At 72.3% G+C, this 20,369-nt stretch carries 19 protein-coding genes and 2 tRNA genes; 17 read left to right on the forward strand and 4 right to left on the reverse strand.

Translation table 11 applies throughout. The annotated features are described in order from the left end of the window. Positions 1–46: 46 nt before the first annotated feature. From IAG42_RS23735 to IAG42_RS23745, 3 genes are all read left to right on the forward strand, one after another. A complete protein-coding gene (locus tag IAG42_RS23735) occupies positions 47–1,327 on the forward strand; it encodes a glutamate-5-semialdehyde dehydrogenase (RefSeq protein ID WP_188338975.1) in 1,281 nt (426 codons plus the stop codon). Between the two features lie 89 nt (positions 1,328–1,416). Then, positions 1,417–2,004: an SCO2584 family spore wall biosynthesis protein gene (locus tag IAG42_RS23740; RefSeq protein ID WP_223206140.1), complete on the forward strand. Its 588-nt coding sequence runs from the start codon at positions 1,417–1,419 to the stop codon at positions 2,002–2,004. A gap of 112 nt (positions 2,005–2,116) precedes the next feature. Further along, positions 2,117–3,220, forward strand: a complete 1,104-nt coding sequence (locus tag IAG42_RS23745; RefSeq protein ID WP_188338977.1) for an SCO2583 family membrane protein — start codon at positions 2,117–2,119, stop codon at positions 3,218–3,220. 30 nt (positions 3,221–3,250) lie between these two features. Here the strand turns inward: IAG42_RS23745 and IAG42_RS23750 are convergent, their stop codons facing one another. Next, positions 3,251–4,351 (reverse strand): M48 family metallopeptidase, encoded by a 1,101-nt coding sequence (locus tag IAG42_RS23750; protein WP_188338978.1) that lies wholly within the window; start codon positions 4,349–4,351, stop codon positions 3,251–3,253. Positions 4,352–4,479: 128 nt separating this feature from the next. On the opposite strand from IAG42_RS23750, the gene IAG42_RS23755 reads away from it, so the two are divergent. The 7 genes from IAG42_RS23755 (at position 4,480) to IAG42_RS23785 (ending at position 8,707) form a co-directional block, all read left to right on the forward strand. Further along, positions 4,480–4,620 (forward strand): hypothetical protein, encoded by a 141-nt coding sequence (locus IAG42_RS23755; protein ID WP_188338979.1) that lies wholly within the window; start codon positions 4,480–4,482, stop codon positions 4,618–4,620. A 140-nt stretch (positions 4,621–4,760) separates the two neighbouring features. Beyond that, the gene (locus IAG42_RS23760) at positions 4,761–4,925 is read left to right on the forward strand and encodes a hypothetical protein (protein WP_188338980.1); all 165 of its coding nucleotides are present in this window, start codon (positions 4,761–4,763) and stop codon (positions 4,923–4,925) included. A gap of 44 nt (positions 4,926–4,969) precedes the next feature. After that, positions 4,970–5,632, forward strand: coding sequence for a nicotinate-nucleotide adenylyltransferase (gene nadD / locus IAG42_RS23765; protein ID WP_188338981.1), 663 nt, complete (start codon positions 4,970–4,972; stop codon positions 5,630–5,632). A 26-nt stretch (positions 5,633–5,658) separates the two neighbouring features. Next, positions 5,659–7,278 carry an LCP family protein gene (locus IAG42_RS23770; protein WP_188338982.1) on the forward strand — a complete coding sequence of 540 codons (1,620 nt, stop codon included), beginning with the start codon at positions 5,659–5,661 and terminating at the stop codon, positions 7,276–7,278. A 140-nt stretch (positions 7,279–7,418) separates the two neighbouring features. Next, complete coding sequence (rsfS, locus tag IAG42_RS23775; protein WP_188338983.1) at positions 7,419–7,856, forward strand: ribosome silencing factor; 438 nt, start codon at positions 7,419–7,421, stop codon at positions 7,854–7,856. Then, a complete protein-coding gene (locus IAG42_RS23780; RefSeq protein WP_188338984.1) occupies positions 7,853–8,500 on the forward strand; it encodes a histidine phosphatase family protein in 648 nt (215 codons plus the stop codon). Before rsfS ends, IAG42_RS23780 begins: the two co-directional genes overlap by 4 nt. A 134-nt stretch (positions 8,501–8,634) precedes the next feature. Further along, a tRNA-Ala gene (locus IAG42_RS23785) sits at positions 8,635–8,707 on the forward strand. A 42-nt stretch (positions 8,708–8,749) separates the two neighbouring features. On the opposite strand, the gene IAG42_RS23790 is transcribed toward IAG42_RS23785, so the two are convergent. After that, the gene (locus IAG42_RS23790; protein ID WP_188338985.1) at positions 8,750–9,688 is read right to left on the reverse strand and encodes a helix-turn-helix transcriptional regulator; all 939 of its coding nucleotides are present in this window, start codon (positions 9,686–9,688) and stop codon (positions 8,750–8,752) included. A gap of 273 nt (positions 9,689–9,961) precedes the next feature. Here IAG42_RS23790 and IAG42_RS23795 point away from each other — a divergent pair, with 273 nt between their 5' ends. From IAG42_RS23795 to IAG42_RS23810, 4 genes are all read left to right on the forward strand, one after another. Next, on the forward strand, positions 9,962–11,326 hold the full coding sequence (locus tag IAG42_RS23795; RefSeq protein ID WP_223206141.1) for an MFS transporter: 1,365 nt from the start codon (positions 9,962–9,964) through the stop codon (positions 11,324–11,326). An 89-nt stretch (positions 11,327–11,415) separates the two neighbouring features. Continuing rightward, positions 11,416–11,610 carry a hypothetical protein gene (locus IAG42_RS23800; RefSeq protein WP_188338987.1) on the forward strand — a complete coding sequence of 65 codons (195 nt, stop codon included), beginning with the start codon at positions 11,416–11,418 and terminating at the stop codon, positions 11,608–11,610. A gap of 10 nt (positions 11,611–11,620) precedes the next feature. Continuing rightward, entirely contained in the window at positions 11,621–11,854 is a 234-nt protein-coding gene (locus IAG42_RS23805) for a hypothetical protein (protein ID WP_188338988.1), read from the forward strand. A gap of 115 nt (positions 11,855–11,969) precedes the next feature. After that, positions 11,970–12,042: transfer RNA gene (locus IAG42_RS23810), tRNA-Ala, on the forward strand. A 110-nt stretch (positions 12,043–12,152) separates the two neighbouring features. Here IAG42_RS23810 and IAG42_RS23815 read toward each other — a convergent pair. Together IAG42_RS23815 and IAG42_RS23820 are read right to left on the reverse strand one after the other, a co-directional pair. Then, entirely contained in the window at positions 12,153–13,727 is a 1,575-nt protein-coding gene (locus tag IAG42_RS23815; RefSeq protein ID WP_188338989.1) for an NADH-quinone oxidoreductase subunit NuoF family protein, read from the reverse strand. Beyond that, positions 13,724–14,857, reverse strand: coding sequence for a hypothetical protein (locus IAG42_RS23820; RefSeq protein WP_223206142.1), 1,134 nt, complete (start codon positions 14,855–14,857; stop codon positions 13,724–13,726). Before IAG42_RS23820 ends, IAG42_RS23815 begins: the two co-directional genes overlap by 4 nt. Before the next feature lie 382 nt (positions 14,858–15,239). On the opposite strand from IAG42_RS23820, the gene leuS reads away from it, so the two are divergent. The 3 genes from leuS to IAG42_RS23835 all read left to right on the forward strand — a co-directional run bounded on the left by leuS (position 15,240) and on the right by IAG42_RS23835 (position 19,885). After that, positions 15,240–18,140: a leucine--tRNA ligase gene (leuS, locus tag IAG42_RS23825; protein ID WP_188338990.1), complete on the forward strand. Its 2,901-nt coding sequence runs from the start codon at positions 15,240–15,242 to the stop codon at positions 18,138–18,140. Between the two features lie 134 nt (positions 18,141–18,274). Then, complete coding sequence (locus IAG42_RS23830; protein ID WP_188338991.1) at positions 18,275–18,973, forward strand: hypothetical protein; 699 nt, start codon at positions 18,275–18,277, stop codon at positions 18,971–18,973. 63 nt (positions 18,974–19,036) lie between these two features. Beyond that, positions 19,037–19,885 carry a DegV family protein gene (locus IAG42_RS23835; RefSeq protein WP_188338992.1) on the forward strand — a complete coding sequence of 283 codons (849 nt, stop codon included), beginning with the start codon at positions 19,037–19,039 and terminating at the stop codon, positions 19,883–19,885. Positions 19,886–20,369: the final 484 nt, after the last annotated feature.

Raw genomic sequence — 20,369 nt, forward strand, 5'->3', positions numbered from 1 at the left:
CGGAACAGCGGCTGGACACCCCGCCGTGCCCAGTACCCTGCGGGGTATGACGCTCAACCCGTACGACTCGATGACCCCGGTCACGCAGGCCGCCTACCGCGCCCGCGCCGCCGCCCACGACATCGCCTCCCTGCCGCGCGCGGAGAAGGACGACGCCCTCGGCGCCATCGCCGACGCCCTCGAAGTCCGTACGGCCGAGATCATCGAGGCCAATGCCAAGGACATCGCCAGGGCCCGCGAGGCCGGCACCAGCGAGTCGATCATCGACCGGCTCACCCTCACCGCCGAGCGCATCCGCGCCATCGCCTCCGACGTCCGCGACGTCATCGCCCTGCCCGACCCCGTCGGCCAGGTCGTCCGCGGCAACACGCTGCCCAACGGCATCGACCTGCGCCAGGTCCGCGTCCCCCTCGGCGTCGTCGGCATCATCTACGAGGCCCGGCCCAACGTCACCGTCGACGCCGCCGCCCTCTGCCTCAAGTCGGGCAACGCGGTGCTGCTGCGCGGCAGCTCCTCCGCCTACGAGTCCAACACCGCGCTCGTCCGCGTCCTGCGCGACGCCGTCGGCGGCTCCGGACTGCCCGCCGACGCCGTCCAGCTCGTGCCCGGCGAGTCCCGCGACTCCGTCACCGAGCTCATGCGCGCCCGCGGCCTCGTCGACGTCCTCATCCCGCGCGGCGGCGCCTCGCTCATCAAGAACGTCGTCGAGAACTCCACGGTCCCCGTCATCGAGACCGGCACCGGCAACTGCCACGTCTACGTCGACGCCACCGCCGACCTCGACATGGCCGTCGACATCCTGATCAACTCCAAGGCCCAGCGCCCCTCGGTGTGCAACGCGGCGGAGACCCTCCTCGTCCACCGCGACATCGCCGACGCGTTCGTGCCCCGCGCCCTCGACGCCCTCGCCGACGCCGGAGTGACCGTCCACGCCGACCCGCGGATCCTCTCCTACGCCGAGGGCTCCAAGGCCACCGTCGTCGAGGCCACCCCCGAGGACTGGGACACCGAGTACCTCTCCTACGACATCGCCGCCGCCGTCGTCGACGACCTCGACAAGGCCGTCGAGCACATCCGCCTGTGGTCCTCCGGCCACACCGAGGCCATCGTCACCACCTCGCAGCAGGCCGCCCGCCGCTTCACCCAGCTCGTCGACTCCACCACCGTCGCCGTGAACGCCTCGACGCGCTTCACCGACGGCGGCCAGTTCGGCTTCGGCGCCGAGATCGGCATCTCCACCCAGAAGCTGCACGCCCGCGGCCCCATGGGCCTGCCCGAGCTGACCAGCACGAAGTACATCGTCACCGGCGACGGCCACATCCGCTGACCTGTGCGGACCCGGGGCAGGCGGCGGGGAATTCCGGTGAATTCCCTTACCGTCTGCCCAAATTGACCCTTCCGGTCTACTCTGGTCGGGTGCCGGAGGACGTGGGGGGCACGCCGTTCCCGGACGGCAGGGAGCCCGACGACGACCACGACCGCGGGGGCTGGGACGAAGAGTTCGCCTCCGTGGTCTTCGACGAGGACTTCGTGAAGGCCGCCGAGGTCCACGAGCCCACCGCGGTCGAGCGCCTGCTCGCCGCGGCCCAGGCCCGCGCCGAGGCCCAGGAGGCCGAGGCCCGCCGCGCCCGCACCCGCCGCGCCCTCGACGACGACTTCCCCGACGACGGCTACGGCTACGACGACACCGGAGAGTTCGGCCCCCTCCACGACGACGCCGACGACCTCTACGAGGAAGAGCTCGACCGCGACCGCCGCAGCGGACTCCTCCCCGGCGGCATGATCCGCTGGCGCCGCCCCGTCGCCTGGGCCCTCGCCCTCCTCATGGGCGTCGGCATGGTCGCCCTCGCCTTCACCGCCGTCTACCGCGGCGCCTCCGCGGGCCGCTCCGACCGTGTGCCGCCGCCCGCCACGACCGAGCTGGAGAAGAACCTCCCGGCCCGCCCCTCCGCCCCCGCCGAGCAGCCCCGGCCCGCCGTCTCCGCCGTCCCGCGCACCCCCTGAACCCGCCCCTGACCAGCGGGTGCGCCACCGCGCAAACTTGACATGTACCAGGGCCCCGCAGCGAAGCCGCCCATGACGTTTACCGGAGCGCGCCGCGACCTACCCTGAAGGTATGGGCGGGCCAGGAGACCCACCGGACGGAACGCCGGACGGCGCCCCGGGCGGTGGCGGAGCGAGCGAGGACGAATACCGATCCGTCGTGTTCGACGAATCGTTCGTCCGGGCTGCCCGCCTGCAGGAATTCTCCGCCGACGAGCGCATCGACGACCACACCCCCGCCGTCCGCCGCACCCCCACCCTGCGCCGCGGCCTCACCCGCCAGGCCGTCCTCCTCGTCGTCCTGGTCCTGCTCGCCTTCGGCACCGCCCTCTACATGGGCGTCCGCAGCCCCTACCGCAGCGCGCCCCTCGGCGCACGCCACGTCGACCCGCTGCGCATGACCGTCATACCCCTCGCACCCACCGGCCCCGTCCCCGGAGCCGACGGCGCCGGCGAACTCTTCGCGCACAGCCCCGCCGCCTCGTTCGCCACAGCCGCCGACGGCATCGACGAACCCCGCGACGCCCACGGCACCGCCCACTTCTCCGACGGCCAGGTCCGCACCGCCCTGGACCTCGCCAAGCAGTACCTCGTCGCGTCCATGCTCGACCCCGACGTCCTCACCGGCGGCGCCGTCCGGCCCGTCCGCGCTCTCGTCGACCCCCAGCAGCTGCCCCAGTTCGACCGCAGCCTCGCCCACCCCGCCGCCGACGGACGCTACGCCGCCACCGGCTGGCTGCTCCGCTTCGACCCCGGCCAGGTCCGCCTCGCCGGCTCCGGCATCCGCGTCCACGGCACCCTCGACGTCGACGAGACCGACGCCAACAGCCTCGACGTCCTCTCCGACCACACCTTCGTCTACGCCCTGCGCCCCGCCCACGGCGACCGCGACGCCCGCGTCTCCCTGTTCACCGTGCGCCGCGCCGTGCACTTCCGCTTCGACCGCGACGACCTGCGCGGCCGCACCGCCGAACTGCTCGCCTCCACCGTCCAGGCCGGGCCGCTCGCCTGCGCCACGGACTCCTCCGCCCGGCTGCACCCCCTGCTCGCCGGGCAGCGCGCCGGACACTCCGGGGAGCAGGACCGCCCGGCCGGCACCGACCCGTACGCGACGGGCGGCCCGGCCGCGCTGTGCGGGGCGCTCGCACCGAGCGCCCAGCCCTCCCTCAAGCCCTGAACCCGCTCCGCGGGCCCGGAGGCCTGCGGATCACACGTCCTCGTCGGTGCCGTGATTCCCGCTGTTGCCCCCGCCGTTCCCGTTCCCGGAGCCGTTCGCACCGAAGTTCCCGAAGCCGCGCCGCACCCGGCCGCCCAGGTCACCGGCACCGCCCGCGAGGTCGCTGACCAGCTTCATCAGCGGGTCCTTCGAGTTCTTCACGTGATCCGTGTAGTGCGCGGCCGACTCACGGAACGAGTCCGACACCTTCGTGTCCTTGTCCTCGTCGCGGCGCGGGTAGTGCCCGTCCATCAGCCGCTGGTAGTCCCGCGTCTCGGACCACTTCTTCAGCTCGGCCGCCCGCACCGTCGTGAACGGGTGCGAGCGCGGCATCACGTTCAGGATCTTCAGGACCGAGTCCCGCAGATCGCCCCCGGCCTCGTACTCCTCGGCCTGCTTCAGGAACGCGTCCACGTTCATCTCGTGCAGGTGGTTGCCGCCCGCGATCTTCATCAGGCCGCGCATCGACGCCTGCAGGTCCTGGCCGACCAGGAGCCCCGCGCGGTCCGCCGACAGCTCGGACTTGCGGAACCACTCGCGCAGCGCCGTCACGATCGCCATGATCGCGAGATTGCCCAGCGGGATCCACGCCACCCGCAGCGCCAGGCTCGTCAGGAACAGCAGGATCGTCCGGTAGACCGCGTGCCCGGACAGCGCGTGCCCGACCTCGTGGCCCACCACGGCCCGCATCTCCTCCTCGTCCAGGAGCTCGACGAGACCCGTCGTGACCACGATGATCGGCTCGTCCAGGCCGATGCACATCGCGTTCGGCTGCGGGTCCTGGTTCACGTACATCGGCGGGACCTTCTCCAGGTCCAGGATGTAACAGGCGTCCCGCAGCATCGAGTTCAGATGCGCGAACTGCTCGTCGGACACCCGCACCGAGTCCGACAGGAACAGCAGGCGCAGACTCCGCTCGGGCAGCAGCCCGCTCAGCGCCTTGAAGACCGTGTCGAAACCGCTCAGCTTGCGCAGGGCGACCAGCGCCGAGCGGTCCGCCGGGTGCTCGTACGCCCGCGAGGAGATCCCCGGGAAGCGCCGGCGCTGCCTGCTCGGAACGTTGTCGTGCTGCTCGTTCGGTACGTCGGGCATGCGTCCCCCATGTCGATGGCCGGTCGATCCTGTCGACGGCGTTTCGGTGTTCGGTTGTGCCCCCGAGGCGGAGTCCACCCTAGGCGGAGATACCGTGGCGGGGCAGCACACAGAAGGAGCGAACCGTCATGGATCATGCCGAACACCTCATCGCCGCCGCGGCCCAGCAGGGCGCGGGCAATCTGTTGCGCATCGTGATCGTGGTGTCCGTCCTCGGTGCGGTGCTTCTCGCCTGGTTCCTGCTGCGCGGCTACAAGCGAGACGAATGACACCACCGGGATGGTTCCGGGCACGCGCGGCGATCCGTGGCGCCCGTACGGCAGAGTCGGCGTGAGCCCCGAGGAGGGGCCCGCATACGATGGGTCAGAAATCGTTGTCCCGATCCCACACCGGATAGGTCCTGCTGAAGATGAGCCTCCACGCCACCGCTGCCCAGCTGGCCACTCTCGCTGCCGAGGGCGGCGAGCACGGCGGCAACCACGAGAGCATCAGCCCCCTCATGACGGGCGGCGCCGCGCTCGTCATCCTGCTTCTGCTGCTGTGGATCACCACCCGCTTCAACCGCGACCGCTGATCCCGGGCGAGGGCACGGGGACCGGGCCAGTAGGCTCTGCTCGCATGGGAGCGCAGGACATGCCTACCGGCCCGGTCAACAACCCGGCCGGCGGCCCGGATCGCGAGTGGGACTCGCCCGCCAAGCGGCGCCTCGGCGTCATGGGCGGAACGTTCGACCCGATCCACCACGGACACCTGGTGGCGGCCAGCGAGGTCGCCGCACAGTTCCACCTCGACGAGGTGGTCTTCGTGCCGACCGGACAGCCGTGGCAGAAGAGCGACAAGCACGTGTCGCCGGCCGAGGACCGCTATCTGATGACGGTCATCGCGACCGCCGAGAACCCCCAGTTCTCGGTGAGCCGCATCGACATCGACCGCGGCGGCCCCACCTACACCACGGACACCCTGCGTGACCTGCGCGCGCTCAACCCGGACACGGACCTCTTCTTCATCACGGGCGCCGACGCCCTCAGCCAGATCCTGACCTGGCGGTACACCGAAGAGCTCTTCTCCCTGGCACACTTCATCGGCGTCACCCGGCCCGGCCACACACTGGCCAACCCCGGGCTCCCCGAGGACGGCGTCTCGTTCGTCGAGGTGCCCGCGCTCGCGATCTCGTCCACAGACTGCCGTGACAGAGTCGCCAAGGGCGACCCCATCTGGTACATGGTGCCGGACGGTGTGGTGCGCTACATCGACAAGCGCCAGCTGTACCGCGGCGACTGAACCCTGCACCGCCGAGAGGGGCATCGGTGAACGACCGATACGACGGTTACGACCAGCAGAATTACGAGCTGGTCGGCTACGACGAGTTCGGCCGGCCTGTCTACCGGCAGGCTCAGCAAGCGCCGTCGTACGAGCAGAACGCAGGGTACGGATACGGCTACGACCCGTACGCGCCCGGGCAGCAGCAGCAACAGCAGCAGCAAGCGCCGCAGCAGCAGCCGCAGTACGACCCGTACGCCGGCCACCCGCAGCAGGACGGCGGCTACGACCCCTACGGCGCCGCCTCCGGCACGGCTCAGCAGCCCCGGCAGACCGAGCAGGCCACCGCGTACATCCCGCAGCAGGCGCCCGCGCCCGCCGGGCCGGAGCGCCGTGAGGACCGCGACTACCGCACCGAGCAGTTCGACTTCGTCGAGGAACCGGACGAGAACTCCGAGGACGTCATCGACTGGCTCAAGTTCACGGAGTCGCGCAGCGAGCGCCGTGAAGAGGCCAAACGGCGCGGCCGCAACCGGATCACCGCCCTCGTCGTCGTCCTCGCCCTGTGCCTCATCGGCGGCGTCGGCTACCTCGGCTACCAGGGCAAGCTGCCCTTCCTCGGCGGCGACGACGCCAAGAAGGACGGCCCCGCCGCGGCCGGACCGCAGAACCGCGACGTGATCGTCGTCCACCTGCACAACACCAAGGGCGGCGGCACCTCCAGCGCCCTCCTGGTCAACAACACCACCACCGGCCAGGCCACCACCGTCCTGCTGCCCAACGCGCTCGCCCTCAGCGGCGAGGACGGCAGCGCCACCACGCTCGCCAAGTCCGTCGACGAGGACGGCTCCGCCGGCACCGGCGACTCCATCGACACCCTCCTCGGCACCGACATCGAGGGCACCTGGCGCCTCGACACCCCCTACCTCAACAACCTCGTCGAACTCGTCGGCAACATCGAGGTCACCACGAACACCGACGTGCCCGACCCCGCCAAGAAGGGCACCTTCCTCGTCCACAAGGGCCAGGAGCAGACCCTCTCGGGCCCGGCGGCCGTCGCGTACGCCACCTACCGCGCCAAGGGCGAGGCCCAGACCGCGCAGCTCCTGCGGTTCGGCCAGGTCATGCAGGGCGTCCTGCGCAAGCTGTCCTCCGACCCGCAGGCCGCGACGACGACCGTCCAGACCCTCGCCCAGATCCTCGACCCCTCGCTCACCGAGAAGGACCTCGGCGCCTTCCTCGCCAAGCTCGCCGACCACGCCAAGGAAGGCGACTACAAGACGGCGCTCCTGCCCGTCGGGCAGGACGGCACCCTCTCCGAGGCCGCCGCGAACTCCGTCGTCGAGGACGTGCTCGGCGGCACCGTGAAGGCCCCCGCCGAGGGCGACGCCCTGCGCGTCGGCGTCAAGAACGCCACCGGCGACAAGGACCGCTCCGAGAAGGCCCGCATCACCCTGGTCAACGGCGGCTACACCTTCGTCGAGGCCGGCACCGGCACCACCGCCGCCACCTCCCAGGTCACCTACGCCGACGCCGCCCGCAAGAACGACGCCGTCGAGGTCGCCAAGACCCTCGGCCTCCCCGCGAGCGCCGTGAAGAAGGGCAAGGCGGCGGCCAACGCGGACGTCACCGTCGTCATCGGCCAGGACTACACCGGCGGCAACTGAGCCCCGACCGGCGCCCCCGCGGCGGGGCGCCGGTAATGCCGTGAGGCGTGTCGGCGGGTCGTGAGACCCTTGGAGTACCCGCCCGTGCGGGCCCGCACGGGCCACGCCGGGGGTCCTGACCGCCGACCGAAAGCCTTGTAGTGACCGCCACCGACCGTTCCATCGAGCTCATCACCGTCGCCTCCCAGGCGGCCGCCGACAAGCTCGCGCACGACATCATCGCCTACGACGTCAGCGACGTGCTGTCCATCACGGACGCCTTCCTGCTGGCCTCGGCGCCCAACGACCGCCAGGTCAAGTCGATCGTCGACGAGATCGAGGAGCGGCTCAGCAAGGAGCTCGGCGCCAAGCCCGTGCGCCGCGAGGGCGACCGCGACGCCCGCTGGATCCTGCTCGACTACGTCGACATCGTCGTCCACGTCCAGCACAGCGAGGAGCGCGTCTTCTACGCCCTCGAGCGCCTGTGGAAGGACTGCCCCGAGCTCGACCTGCCCGAGGACGCCAAGGCCACCCGCGGCAAGGCCGCCGAGCACGCCGAGCAGACCGCCGCCGCCGCCGACGCGGGGGAGCTGCTTTGACCCGCTCCGCACGGGGGCGGCGGGTCATCCTCTGGCGCCACGGCCAGACGTCCTGGAACCTGGAGCGCCGCTTCCAGGGCTCCACGGACATCGAGCTGACCGAGACCGGCCTCGCCCAGGCCCGGCGCGCCGCCCGGCTCCTCGCCTCCATGAAGCCGGACGCGATCGTCGCGTCCGACCTCAAGCGGGCCGCGGCCACCGCCGCCGAGCTCGCCACCCTCACCGGCCTCGACGTCACGCACGACGAAGGCCTGCGCGAGACGTACGCCGGCGAGTGGCAGGGCCTCACCCACGAGGAGATCATCGCGCGCTACGGCGAGCAGTACGCGGCGTGGAAGCGCGGCGAGCCCGTGCGGCGCGGCGGCGGCGAGCTGGAGACCGAGGTCGCCGACCGGGCCGCCCCCGTCGTGCTGCGTCATGCCGACAAGCTGCCCGAGGACGGGCTGCTGGTCGTCGTCAGCCACGGCGGCACCATCCGCACCACCATCGGCCGTCTCCTCGGCCTGGAGCCCCACCACTGGGAGAGCCTCGGCGGCCTGTCGAACTGCTGCTGGTCGGCCCTCGGCGAGGGCGCCCGCGGCTGGCGGCTGCTGGAGCACAACGCGGGCACGCTGCCCGAGCCGGTCCTCGGAGACGACGACTGACCCGGCCCGCCCACGACGGTGAGGCCGGTCCCCGCGGGCCACGGGGACCGGATTTCACTTTCTGGCTGGTGGCAGGCTAAAGTTCTTCTTGTTCGGCCCGCCGGGGAGAAACCCGGAGGGAAGAACAGAAGCAAGGGGCTATAGCTCAGTTGGTAGAGCGCCTGCATGGCATGCAGGAGGTCAGGAGTTCAATTCTCCTTAGCTCCACAGCAGATCCCGCCCGATCGATCCGATCGGGCGGGATCTTTTTCATCTCCGGGATTCTCCGAGGACCCGGTCCTCGTCCCCTTCCTCGTCCCGGGACGCGCGAATGCGGACGAGCCCCTCCCGCGTCTCCCCGTCCGCCGGCGCGTAGGCGACGATCCGGCACTCCGGCAGCCCGTCGACCGACAGGGACGTCGACGTCATCCGCAGCTCGCCCGGAACCGACCGGTGCCGGAACGTCTTCACCCGCGACCCCGGCGGTGCCACGTCCCCGCTCTCCCACATCCGCGCGAACTCCGGGCTCGCCACCGTCAGCTCCCGCACGAACTCCTCCCACGCCGGCTCGCCCACGTGCCGCCCGTACCCCGAGCGCAGCGTCGCCACCATCACCGGCAGCTCCACGTCCCGGAACACCAGCGGACAGGTCAGCTCCGGCGCCACGAACAGCGTCCACAGCGCGTTCGTCCGCGGGCCCATGGTCGCCGGCGACACGATGAACACGTCCCGGTAGGCGGCATTGGTCGCCAGCAGATCGAAACGCGCGTTGTAGACCACCGCCGGGAGCGGATCCATCGCGTCCAGCACCGCCTGCAGCTCCGGCCCCACCGTCACCGGCGCCGCCTCCCGCACCGGCTCGTACGGCACCTCCGCCAGGTGGTACAGATGCTCCCGCTCCGGCAGGTCCAGCCGCAGCGTGCGTGCCACCGCGTCCAGGACCTGCGCCGACGCGTTGATCGGACGGCCCTGCTCCAGCCACGTGTACCAGGTGACCCCCACGCCGGACAGCTGCGCGACCTCCTCCCGGCGCAGTCCCGGCGTCCGCCGCCGCGGCCCCGCCGGCATCCCCACGTCCTGCGGACTCACCCGCGCCCTGCGCCGCCGTAAGAACGCCGCGAGCTCCGGCCTGCGGCGATCCGCAGGCCGCGGGTGCGCACCGTGCCGCGATCCGTGCTGCCCAGTGGTCATCGTCGTCACATCCCCCATCGTCCGCGCCCGCCCCGCGCCCCGGAAGGCGCCTGCCGGGTGGTGCCGGTACCAGCATCAGCGGGCTCTCGGTACCCGTGCCGGACCCGCGTCACTGTTGCCGCCATGACGACAACCGTCCCGGAAAGTCCTCAACCCCCGAAGCCTGCACCCTCCCCAACTCCCGGACCCAGTAAAGCCCCTGACACTGACAACGGACCGGACAACGGCCCTGACGTCGGTCCTGACAACGGCTCGACCGCCCGGGCCCGGCGCGGCCGGCTCCTCGCCGTCGTGCTCGCCGCCCAGTTCATGGCCGTGCTCGACGTGTTCATCGTCAACGTCGCCGCCCCCACCGTCCGCACCGAACTGCACGCCTCCGGTGCCGCGTTGCAGCTCGTCGTCGCCGGATACACCATCACCTACGCCGTCCTGCTGATCACCGGCGCCCGGCTCGGCGACCGCCACGGACACCGCCGGATCATCCTCACCGGCCTCGCCGCCTTCACCGCCGCCTCGCTCGCCTGCGGCCTCGCTCGGACCAGCGGCCAGCTCATCGCGTTCCGCATGACACAAGGGGCCGGCGCGGCCCTGATGATCCCGCAGGTCCTCAGCCTCGTGCAGCGTCACTTCAGCGGCGAGGCCCGCACCCGCGCCCTCGGCGCCTACGCCGCCGTCCTCGCCGTCGGTGCCGCCGCCGGACAGGTCCTCGGCGGGCTCCTCGTCAGCGCCGACCTGTTCGGCACCGGCTGGCGCTCCGTCTTCCTCGTCAACGTGCCCGTAGGCCTGGCCCTGCTCGCCCTCGGCGGACGCGCGCTGCCCCGCGACCCCGCCCGCACAGGACGGCCCGCCCGCGCCCTCGACCTGCCCGGACTCGTCCTGCTCGGCGGCGCCGTCAGCCTCCTCACCGTGCCGCTCGTGCTCGGCCAGGAACAGGACTGGCCCCTGTGGTCCTGGCTCTGCATGGCCGCCTCCGTCGCCGTGTTCGTTCTCCTGTACGTCCACGAGTCCGCCCTCGCCCGGCGCGGCGGCGATCCGATCGTCGCCCCGCGCGTGCTGCGCCTGCCCGGCATCGGCACGGCCGTCCTGCGGATCCTGACGGTCATGGCCGTCAACGCCGGCTACCTGTTCGTCCTCACGCTGCACGTACAGGGCGGACTCGGCTACAGCGCCCTGCGCGCCGGACTGACCTTCGCCACCACCGCCGTGTCCTTCGGCGCCGTCGGCCTCACCTGGCGCCGCTGGCCCGCCCGCCTGCAACCCGCCCTGATTCCCGCCGGGTTCGCCCTCACCGCCGCCGGAACGCTCGGCACCGGACTCGCCCTGCGCCACGGCACGGACGGCGGAATCGGCCTGTACGCCGCCTTCGTGACCACCGGCGCCGGACTTGCCCTCGGCTTCGGACCCACCCTCACCCGCGCCCTCGCCGGCGTGCGCCCCCAGGACGCCGCCGACGCCAGCGGACTGCTCACCACCGTGACCCAGCTCGGCCAACTCGTCGGCGTGGCCGCCTTCGGCACCCTCTTCCTCGGCCGCACCGGGTCGACAGGGACGCCCGGTCCGTACAGTTCGGCCGACGCCCTCCTGACGTGCGCCTGCGCACTGGCCGCCGCGGCCGTGATCGGCGCCGTGTCCGGACTGGTACGCCTGCGTCGCTGACCGGGGAGCCCGGGCCGTGGCAGAATCGGACGGCCGGAAGGGGGCCGCGTCCGATCGACGCATACGGCCCGGACGGGAGGGAGTGCGCGATGCCCTTGAGCATCAACGAGGAAGCCGACCGCTTCCTCGCTGTGACCGTGCCGCCCACCGCGTCCGCCGCCCGCGCGCACGCCCCGCTTCCCCTCAACTGTCCGTCCTGCGGCTCCTCCCACGTCGCCCAGATGCTGGGCGACAACGGCGGGATCTCGTACGTGTGCACGGCCTGCGGCCACAGCTGGAGCTGAGCGGAACGACATGGGGTCACACAGGAGGAAGTGCGACTGGTGCGGCAGCGGCACGCCCATCGTGCGCGACATGGAGCCGGTGAACGCCGAGTACCAGTACTGGTGCGAGGAGTGCGCGCGGGCGCTGATCATAAAAGGCGACCCGATCGAGACGTATCGGGAACTGGAGGGCGAGCCGATCTACGGCCGCCTCCTGGACGAGCACTGCACCCTGAAGCGCTTCTACTCCTTCGCCCGGGCCTGACCCCTCCACGGCCCGGGGGCCTCCGGAAACCGATTTGGTGAATCACGGGGGTGACCGTGTAATGTTGGCGTCGCCGCCGGGGAAACCGACAGGAACACCGGGCGGAACACCGCAAGGGGCTATAGCTCAGTTGGTAGAGCGCCTGCATGGCATGCAGGAGGTCAGGAGTTCAATTCTCCTTAGCTCCACAAGAGTTGGAACAGTAAGAAGCGGGTCGTCCGGTCGGACGGCCCGCTTCTTCGTGTGCCCGCACTGCCTTCGTGTGCCCGCACTGCCTTCGTGCCTTCGTGTGCCGGTCCTAGCGGCGGGCGCGGCTGCGGCCCGGTGGCAGGGCCGGCGGGAGCAGCGGCCGGGGCGGGAGCGCCGCCGGGTCCTCCTCCAGGCGCAGCGCCAGCGCGGGGCAGCGGCGGACGGCCCGTGCCGCGTTCGCCTCCGCGGAGCGCGGCACCTCGGCCTCCGCGACCGTCGGGAAACCGTCCGGGCCGAGCCGCAGCAGCTCCGGCACGATGTCCGCGCACAGGCCGTGACCCCGGCACAGCGTCCAGTCCACCGCGAGGCGCTTCCCGGACGGCGAGGAGCCCGCGGGCGCCTGCGCGTGCAGCGGCAGCACCCCGCGCACCGGGCGGCCGCAGCCGCCGCCCAGCACGTGCGCGGCCAGATCGTCCGGGAACGCCGCGATCGTCGACTCGATGAACGCCGCCGAACCGTCCGGATGCTTGCACGCGCCGCGCCGCTTCACCGCGCGCGTGACCTCGCGGAGCGCCTCCAGGGCCGTCGGCCCGCCCCCGTTCAGGACGTCCTCCAGGCCGCGCGCGGCCGCCGGCAGTCCCAGATAGCAGGGCCCGCACTGGCCGGCGCTCTCCGCGGCCAGCCACTGCGCCACCTTCAGCGACTCGCCCAGCGGGCAGGTGTCCGGGCCGATCGGCAGGATCGCGCCCGCGCCCAGCGCCCCGCCGCACGCCTCCAGGGAGGCCCGGGACACGATCGCGTCCAGCGCGCCGACGCCGTCCAGCCACTTGCCGTGATAGCCGCCCGTGAGCACGCCCTGGGGGAGCGGGGGAGCTCCGGCGAGCTGGAGCACGTACCGGAGCGGGACGCCGGAGGGCACCTCCAGGACCATCGGGCGGGCCACCGCGCCGGACAGCGTCAGGAGCACCGTCCCCGGCTCGTCGTGCAGGCCCGTGCGGCCGTAGCGCTCGGCGCCGATCCGGGCGGCCACCGCGAGCTGGGCGAACGTCTCCGCGTTCGACAGCAGGGTCGGGGCGCCGCCCACCCCGGAGTCGGAGGCGCGGACCTTGCGGCCCGGCGGCAGCGGCGGGCCGCCGTCCGCCGAGCGGATCAGCGCCGAGGACTCCCCGGTCACCATGCGCACCGGATTGCGCTGCACGCGCGCGCGGAGCGGCGCGCCCCGCCGGTTCGACAGGCCGCGCTCGGCCAGCGCCGTGCGCATCGACGCCTCCGTCGAGTCCCGGGTGACACCGACGACGAGGGTGCGCGCGCCGATCGCCTCCGCGGCCAGCAGGGCGCCGTCGAGGACGAGGTGCGGGGCGCGGTTGAGCAGCACGGTGTCCTTGCGGCAGGCCGGCTCGTCCTCGCTGCCGTTGACCACGACGACGGGCCGCACGCCGCGCCGGATCGCCGACTCGGCGACCGCGCGCAGCTTCTTGGCGAAGGGGAAGCCGGCGCCGCCCCGGCCGCGCAGTGAGACCGCCTGCGCCAGACGCGCCAGGCGCTCCCCGGGCATCGGCTCCAGGGGGCCGTGCACCTTCAGGTGCATGTCGAGGTCGAGCCGCTCCACGAGGTCGAACCCGGAGGTGAGCTGCGGCAGGCCGACGACGCGGACCTCGGGGACGTCGGGCAGGGCCGTGTTCACCACGTGCCTCCGTAGGGCTGGTCTTCTTCGTAGGGACGGGCCGGGGGCGTGCCCCAGGGTTCGCCGGCGGAGGGTGCCTGGAAGGGGGCGCCGTAGGAACCCGCCTCTTCATAGGGCGCGCTTTCGGACGCGTACGTGGGCGGGGGAGGGGCCTGTGCGGGCGGCGGGGGTGACGGGGTGGGCCAGCGCGGGGCGTTCGGCGGCTCGGGGAGCGGCGGCTCCGGGTAGGGCTCGGGGTACGGCGGGGGCGGCGCCGCGGACACGGCCCGGTAGGCGGCCGAGAAGCCGACACCGGCGGGGGCCCGCGTCGGCGGGGGCGCCGGGGTGGCTTCGGGCCGTACGAAGGGCTCTGTGGCGGGACGCGCGGGCGGCTCCGGGGCGGGGGTGGCCGGGGCGGCGGGGCCGGGGGCGAGCAGGGCCAGGATCCGGGCCGCCACCGCCCGCTTGACCGGCGGCGGGGCCGCGCGCAGCGCCACCGCCGCGGCGACGGCCACCAGGCACAGGCTGTAGAGGACCACCACGTACGTCTTGGGCTGCCGGCCCGCGTACAGGCCGTGGACCAGGGCCAGGCACCACGCCGGGTAGGCGAGCATGTGGGTCGCGCGCCAGCGGGTCGCGAGGCGGGCCGGGGAGGCCATGGAGCTGCGCAGGGCGCCGGTGACGCCGGTCGTCACCATGAGGAGCCCGGCGAGGACGCCCAGGCCGATCAGGCCGCTGCTGCCGGAGAAGCCCGTCCCGAACGGGATCAGGGCACCGGCCGGCGTCACGTGCGCGAGGGCGAGCTTCACGCTGACGTGGAGCAGCAGGAACCCCAGCGAGGCGATCGCCGTGGCGCGGTGGACGCCCTGGGCGAGGAGGCGCTGCCGCGAGGTCAGGAACAGCCGGTCGGAGGCGACGAGCCCCCACACGACGGACGCCGTGAGCGAGACGAGCGACAGCACACCGGTCGTGAAGTCGAGGGCCGCCCGGAAGGCGTCGTCACCCGCGACCACGACCACGGGTATGAGCAGCAGGACCGCCGCGCTCAGCACCCCCGTCCGTATACGGCGGCCGCGGGCGGTGGACGGCGAACTCCACAAGGACTGCGGGGAATTCACGGCGCGGGAGGCGCGAGGGTTCAGAGAGTTCATGGGGGCGACTCCGAAACGTTCGGCACGGTGGACCCACGCCCGCACTCTAGGTCGACGCATACCGGCCAGTACGAGGTTTGAGTTATCTCGTCGTTATCTCGCCGTGTCCCGGGGGAGTCACGCCTTTGTGTTGCCCCGATAGGGGTCGGTACGCGGAGTAACCCCCCGGCCGTGGAAGTCCGTCGCGGCCCGCGCGGAGCCTGCGGTACCCTGACGCCATGCGTGCCGTACGCCTTCTGCTTAGCGAGCCGCGCTGATCAGTCCCGATCCGCCCCCGGGCGTGTGGTCGGAATCGGCGCGGCGTCCCCTCCTGTGCGAGGGGCTTTTTCATTTCCTAGGCAAGGGCCGCCTGGCAGAGACGATCGATGGAGCTTTGAGAATCATGAGCGAGACGAATACCGCTGCCCCGTCCGAGGCGGCGGTCGCGCCGCACCGCTACACGGCGGCCATGGCCGCCGACATCGAGGCACGCTGGCAGGACTTCTGGGACGCCGACGGCACGTACGAGGCGCCCAACCCGAGCGGTGACCTGGCCGGTGACCCGGCGATCGCGTCCCGCCCCAAGAAGTTCGTCATGGACATGTTCCCGTACCCGTCGGGTGCGGGCCTGCACGTCGGCCACCCGCTGGGCTACATCGCCACGGACGTCTTCGCCCGCTTCCAGCGCATGAACGGCCACAACGTCCTGCACACCCTGGGCTTCGACGCGTTCGGCCTGCCCGCCGAGCAGTACGCCGTGCAGACGGGCACGCACCCGCGCACGTCGACCGAGGCCAACATGGAGAACATGAAGGCGCAGCTGCGCCGCCTGGGCCTGGGCCACGACAAGCGCCGGTCGTTCGCCACGATCGACCCGGAGTACTACAAGTGGACGCAGTGGATCTTCCTGCAGATCTTCAACTCCTGGTACGACGACGACCTGAAGAAGGCCCGTCCCATCACCGAGCTGGTCCAGCAGTTCGAGACCGGTGAGCGCGCCGTCCCCGGCGGCCGCCCCTGGAGCGAGCTGAACGAGGCCGAGCGCGCCGACGTCCTGGGCGAGTACCGCCTGGCCTACGCCTCCGACGCCCCCGTCAACTGGGCGCCCGGCCTGGGCACCGTCCTGGCCAACGAGGAGGTCACCGCCGACGGCCGCTCCGAGCGCGGCAACTTCCCCGTCTTCAAGGCCAAGCTGCGCCAGTGGAACATGCGGATCACCGCCTACGCGGACCGCCTGATCGACGACCTGGACGGCCTGGACTGGCCCGAGGCCATCAAGCTGCAGCAGCGCAACTGGATCGGCCGCTCCGAAGGCGCCCGCATCGACTTCGGCTTCGACGCCTCCGACGAGGTCATCACCGTCTTCTCGACCCGCCAGGACACCCTGTTCGGCGCCACCTACATGGTGCTGGCGCCCGAGCACGACCTGGTCGACACCATCGTCCCGGCCGCCTGGCCCGAGGGCACCCACGACGTGTGGACCGGCGGCCACGCCACCCCCGCCGACGCCGTCGCCGCCTACCGCAAGCAGGCCGCCTCCAAGTCCGACGTCGAGCGCCAGGCCGAGGCCAAGGACAAGACCGGCGTCTTCACCGGCGCGTACGCCACCAACCCGGTCAGCGGCGAGCAGGTCCCCGTCTTCATCGCCGACTACGTCCTGATGGGCTACGGCACCGGCGCGATCATGGCCGTCCCCGCGCACGACGCCCGCGACTTCGCCTTCGCGCGCGCCTTCGAGCTGCCCATGCGCTGCGTCGTGGAGCCCTCCGACGGCCGCGGCACCGACCCGTCCACCTGGGACGACGCCTTCGTCGCGTACGAGGCCAAGCTGGTCAACTCGGCGAGCGACGAGGTCAGCCTGGACGGCCTGGGCGTCGCCGACGCCAAGGCCCGCATGACCGAATGGCTGGAGCGCAAGGGCATCGGCCACGGCACCGTCAACTTCCGGCTGCGCGACTGGCTGTTCAGCCGCCAGCGCTACTGGGGCGAGCCCTTCCCGATCGTCTACGACGAGGACGGCATCGCCCACTCGCTGCCCGAGTCGATGCTGCCGCTGGAGCTGCCCGAGGTCGAGGACTACAGCCCGCGCACCTTCGACCCGGACGACGCCGACACCCAGCCCGAGACGCCCCTGTCCCGCAACGAGGACTGGGTCAACGTCACGCTGGACCTGGGCGACGGCCGCGGCCCGCGCAAGTACCGCCGCGAGACCAACACCATGCCCAACTGGGCCGGCTCCTGCTGGTACGAGCTGCGCTACCTGGACCCGCACAACAGCGACAAGCTGGTCGACCCCGCCATCGAGCAGTACTGGATGGGCCCGCGCGAGGGCCGGCCGACCGGCGGCGTCGACCTGTACGTCGGCGGCGCCGAGCACGCCGTGCTGCACCTGCTGTACGCGCGCTTCTGGTCCAAGGTCCTGTTCGACCTGGGCCACATCTCCTCGGCCGAGCCGTTCCACAAGCTGTTCAACCAGGGCATGATCCAGGCCTACGTCTACCGGGACGCGCGCGGCATCGCCGTACCGGCCGCCGAGGTCGAGGAGCGCGACGGCGCCTACTACTACGAGGGCGAGAAGGTCTCCCGCCTGCTGGGCAAGATGGGCAAGTCCCTGAAGAACGCCGTCACGCCCGACGAGATCTGCTCCGAGTACGGCGCCGACACCCTGCGCCTGTACGAGATGGCGATGGGCCCCCTGGACGTCTCCCGCCCCTGGGACATCCGCGCGGTCGTCGGCCAGTTCCGCCTGCTGCAGCGCCTGTGGCGCAACATCGTCGACGAGACGACCGGCGAGATCACCGTCGCCGACGTCCCCGAGGACAGCGTCGACGCCGACACGCTGCGCGCCCTGCACAAGGCGATCGACGGAGTCCGCGGCGACCTGGAAGGCATGCGCTTCAACACCGCCATCGCCAAGGTCACCGAGCTGAACAACCACCTGACCAAGGCCTACGCGGGCGGCGGCCTGCCGCGCGCCGTCGCCGAGCGCCTGGTCCTGCTGGTCGCCCCGCTGGCCCCGCACGTCGCCGAGGAGCTGTGGCGCAAGCTGGGCCACACCGACTCCGTCGTCCACCAGGACTTCCCCGTCGCCGACCCGCAGTACGTCGTCGACGAGACGGTCACCTGCGTCGTGCAGATCAAGGGCAAGGTCAAGGCCCGCCTGGAGGTCTCCCCCGGCATCTCCGAGGAGGACCTGGAGCGCACCGCGCTGGCCGACGAGAAGGTCGTCGCCGCCCTGGACGGCGCCGGCATCCGCAAGGTCATCGTCCGCGCGCCGAAGCTGGTGAACATCGTGCCTGCGTAGGGCACTCGGGGATGTTCCCTACGGGCAGGTTGGGGGTCGCTCAGGAACCCTCGGCCTGCCCGCTCCGTTTACGGTGGAGACAGCGTGCGCCGGCCATCGGCGGCAGAACCGAAGAGGTGGGTGGGAGGAGCGTCATGGAAGCCGTGATCCTGATCGTGGTGCTGATGTTCGTGGCGTTCCTCGCCCTCGGCGCGTACGCGACCGTCAAGGCCGTCGGCGCCGCCAAGCGCGGCGTCGACCGCAAGGTCGAGCAGGCCCGCCGCGCCGTCGAGGACACCACCCTGCGCGCCCGCAGCTTCGCCCAGCCCGGTGCCGCCAGCGAGCTCGCCCAGCTGCGGCTCAAGCTGCGCGGCTCCATGCGCGCCACCCAGGACGCGCTGCGCGCCGGGGTCGGCGACGACCCCACCCTCCAGGAGTCCCTCGGCCTCTTCGACCGGCTCAGCGCCCACGGCCGCGAGCTGGACGCCGACCTCAAGCGCCTGGAGAGCGAACCGGACAAGGCGCACGTCGCCCGCCTGCTCCCCGACCTCAGAGCACGCACCGAGCAGATCACCGCCTCCGCGGACGCGCTCCGGCACGCCGCCCGCGACCGCGCCAGTCACTTCGCGAGCGACGACCTGGACGACCTCAGCCGGCAGATCGACGTGGAGGCCGGCGCCCTGCGGCACTGGACCACCACGGACACCCCGCAGACCGGGGCCCCGCGCACCGCCCCCGCCCCGGAGGCCGCCCCGCAGCCCGGACCGGAGCGCCCCCGCCGGCAGATCACCCCGCCCGGCCCGCGCCCCACCTACCCGTGGCAGAAGAAGCCCCGCCCCGAGAGCACCACCTGATCACCCGCCCCCGCACGGGGGCCGGGCTGCCGTGCACGACCCCCGGCGGGTAATCTCCGGAGCATGTCCCGCCATGTCGCGATCGTCACCGATTCCACGGCCTACCTGCCGCACCTGACGATGGAGCGCCACGGCATCACGGCGGTTCCGCTGACCGTGGTCCTGGGCGACCGAGCACTCGAAGAGGGCACCGAGATCTCCGCCCGCTCGCTCGCCGAAGCGCTCCAGAAGCGTCGCCCGGTGACGACGTCGAGACCCAGCCCGGAACTGTTCGCCGAGACCTACCGCAAGGTCGCCGAATCCGGCGCCACCGGCATCGTCTCGCTCCACCTCTCGTCCGAGTTCTCCGGAACCTACGACGCGGCCGTGCTCGCCGCACGCGAGGCCCCCGTGCCCGTCCGCGTCGTCGACACCGGCATGGTCGCCATGGCCCTCGGCTTCTGCGCCCTCAGCGCCGCCGAGACCGCCGACGCCGGCGGCAGCATCGACGAAGCCGTCCTCGCCGCCGAGAAGCGGGCCTCCGGCACCTCCGCCTACTTCTACGTCGACACCCTCGACTACCTGCGCCGGGGCGGCCGCATCGGCGCCGCCCAGGCCCTCTTCGGCTCCGCCCTCGCCGTCAAGCCGCTGCTCCAGCTCGACGGCGGCCGCATCGAACTCCTCGAGAAGGTGCGCACCGCGTCGAAGGCCATCGCCCGGCTGCAGGAGATCGTCGCCGAACGCGCCGGCAACGGACAGGTCGACATCGCCGTCCACCATCTCGCCGCACCCGAGCGGGCCGAGGCGCTCGCCGCGTGGCTGCGGGAGCGGGTGCCGGGGCTCGCCGAGCTGCACGTCAGCGAGGTCGGGGCGGTCATCGGGGCGCACACCGGGCCGGGGCTGCTCGGGGCGGTCGTCTCGCCTCGGGAGTGACGTGATCCCGGGCGGGTGCGGCGCGGCGCCAGGTGGGTGTGCAGAGATTCCAGGGGCGGGGCGCGGTCCCAGGCGGGTGTGACGTGATCTCAGGGGTGTGCGTGGCCCGTGGTTGTGGTGGGGCGCGTGTGGGTGACGGAGTTATCCACAATCGCCGGGTCGTCCCCGGGAATTGAGCAAGATCCACTTCGTCGTGTGGCCGTGCCTACCGTCTCGTGGCATGGCACTTCGATCACTGACCAGGACAGCCCGTACGACCAGCGGACCCGGGCGCGCGCCCACGTCCGACAGCCGCGCACGACACCGTGACGGGGCGCGGCGCCGGCACGCCCGGCACCGCCGCGTCGCGGCCGAGCGGACACGGGCCCATGCGTTGTTCGCGCCGGGTGCGGCGACCACGGCGACACCGACCGCGCGGCCGGCGCCTGGGCCGGTGCCTGTGCCCGAGCGGGCGCCTGTGCCTGTGCCCGAGCGGGTGCCTGTG

The sequence above is a fragment of the Streptomyces xanthii genome, from assembly GCF_014621695.1.
GTDB lineage: Bacteria > Actinomycetota > Actinomycetes > Streptomycetales > Streptomycetaceae > Streptomyces > Streptomyces xanthii.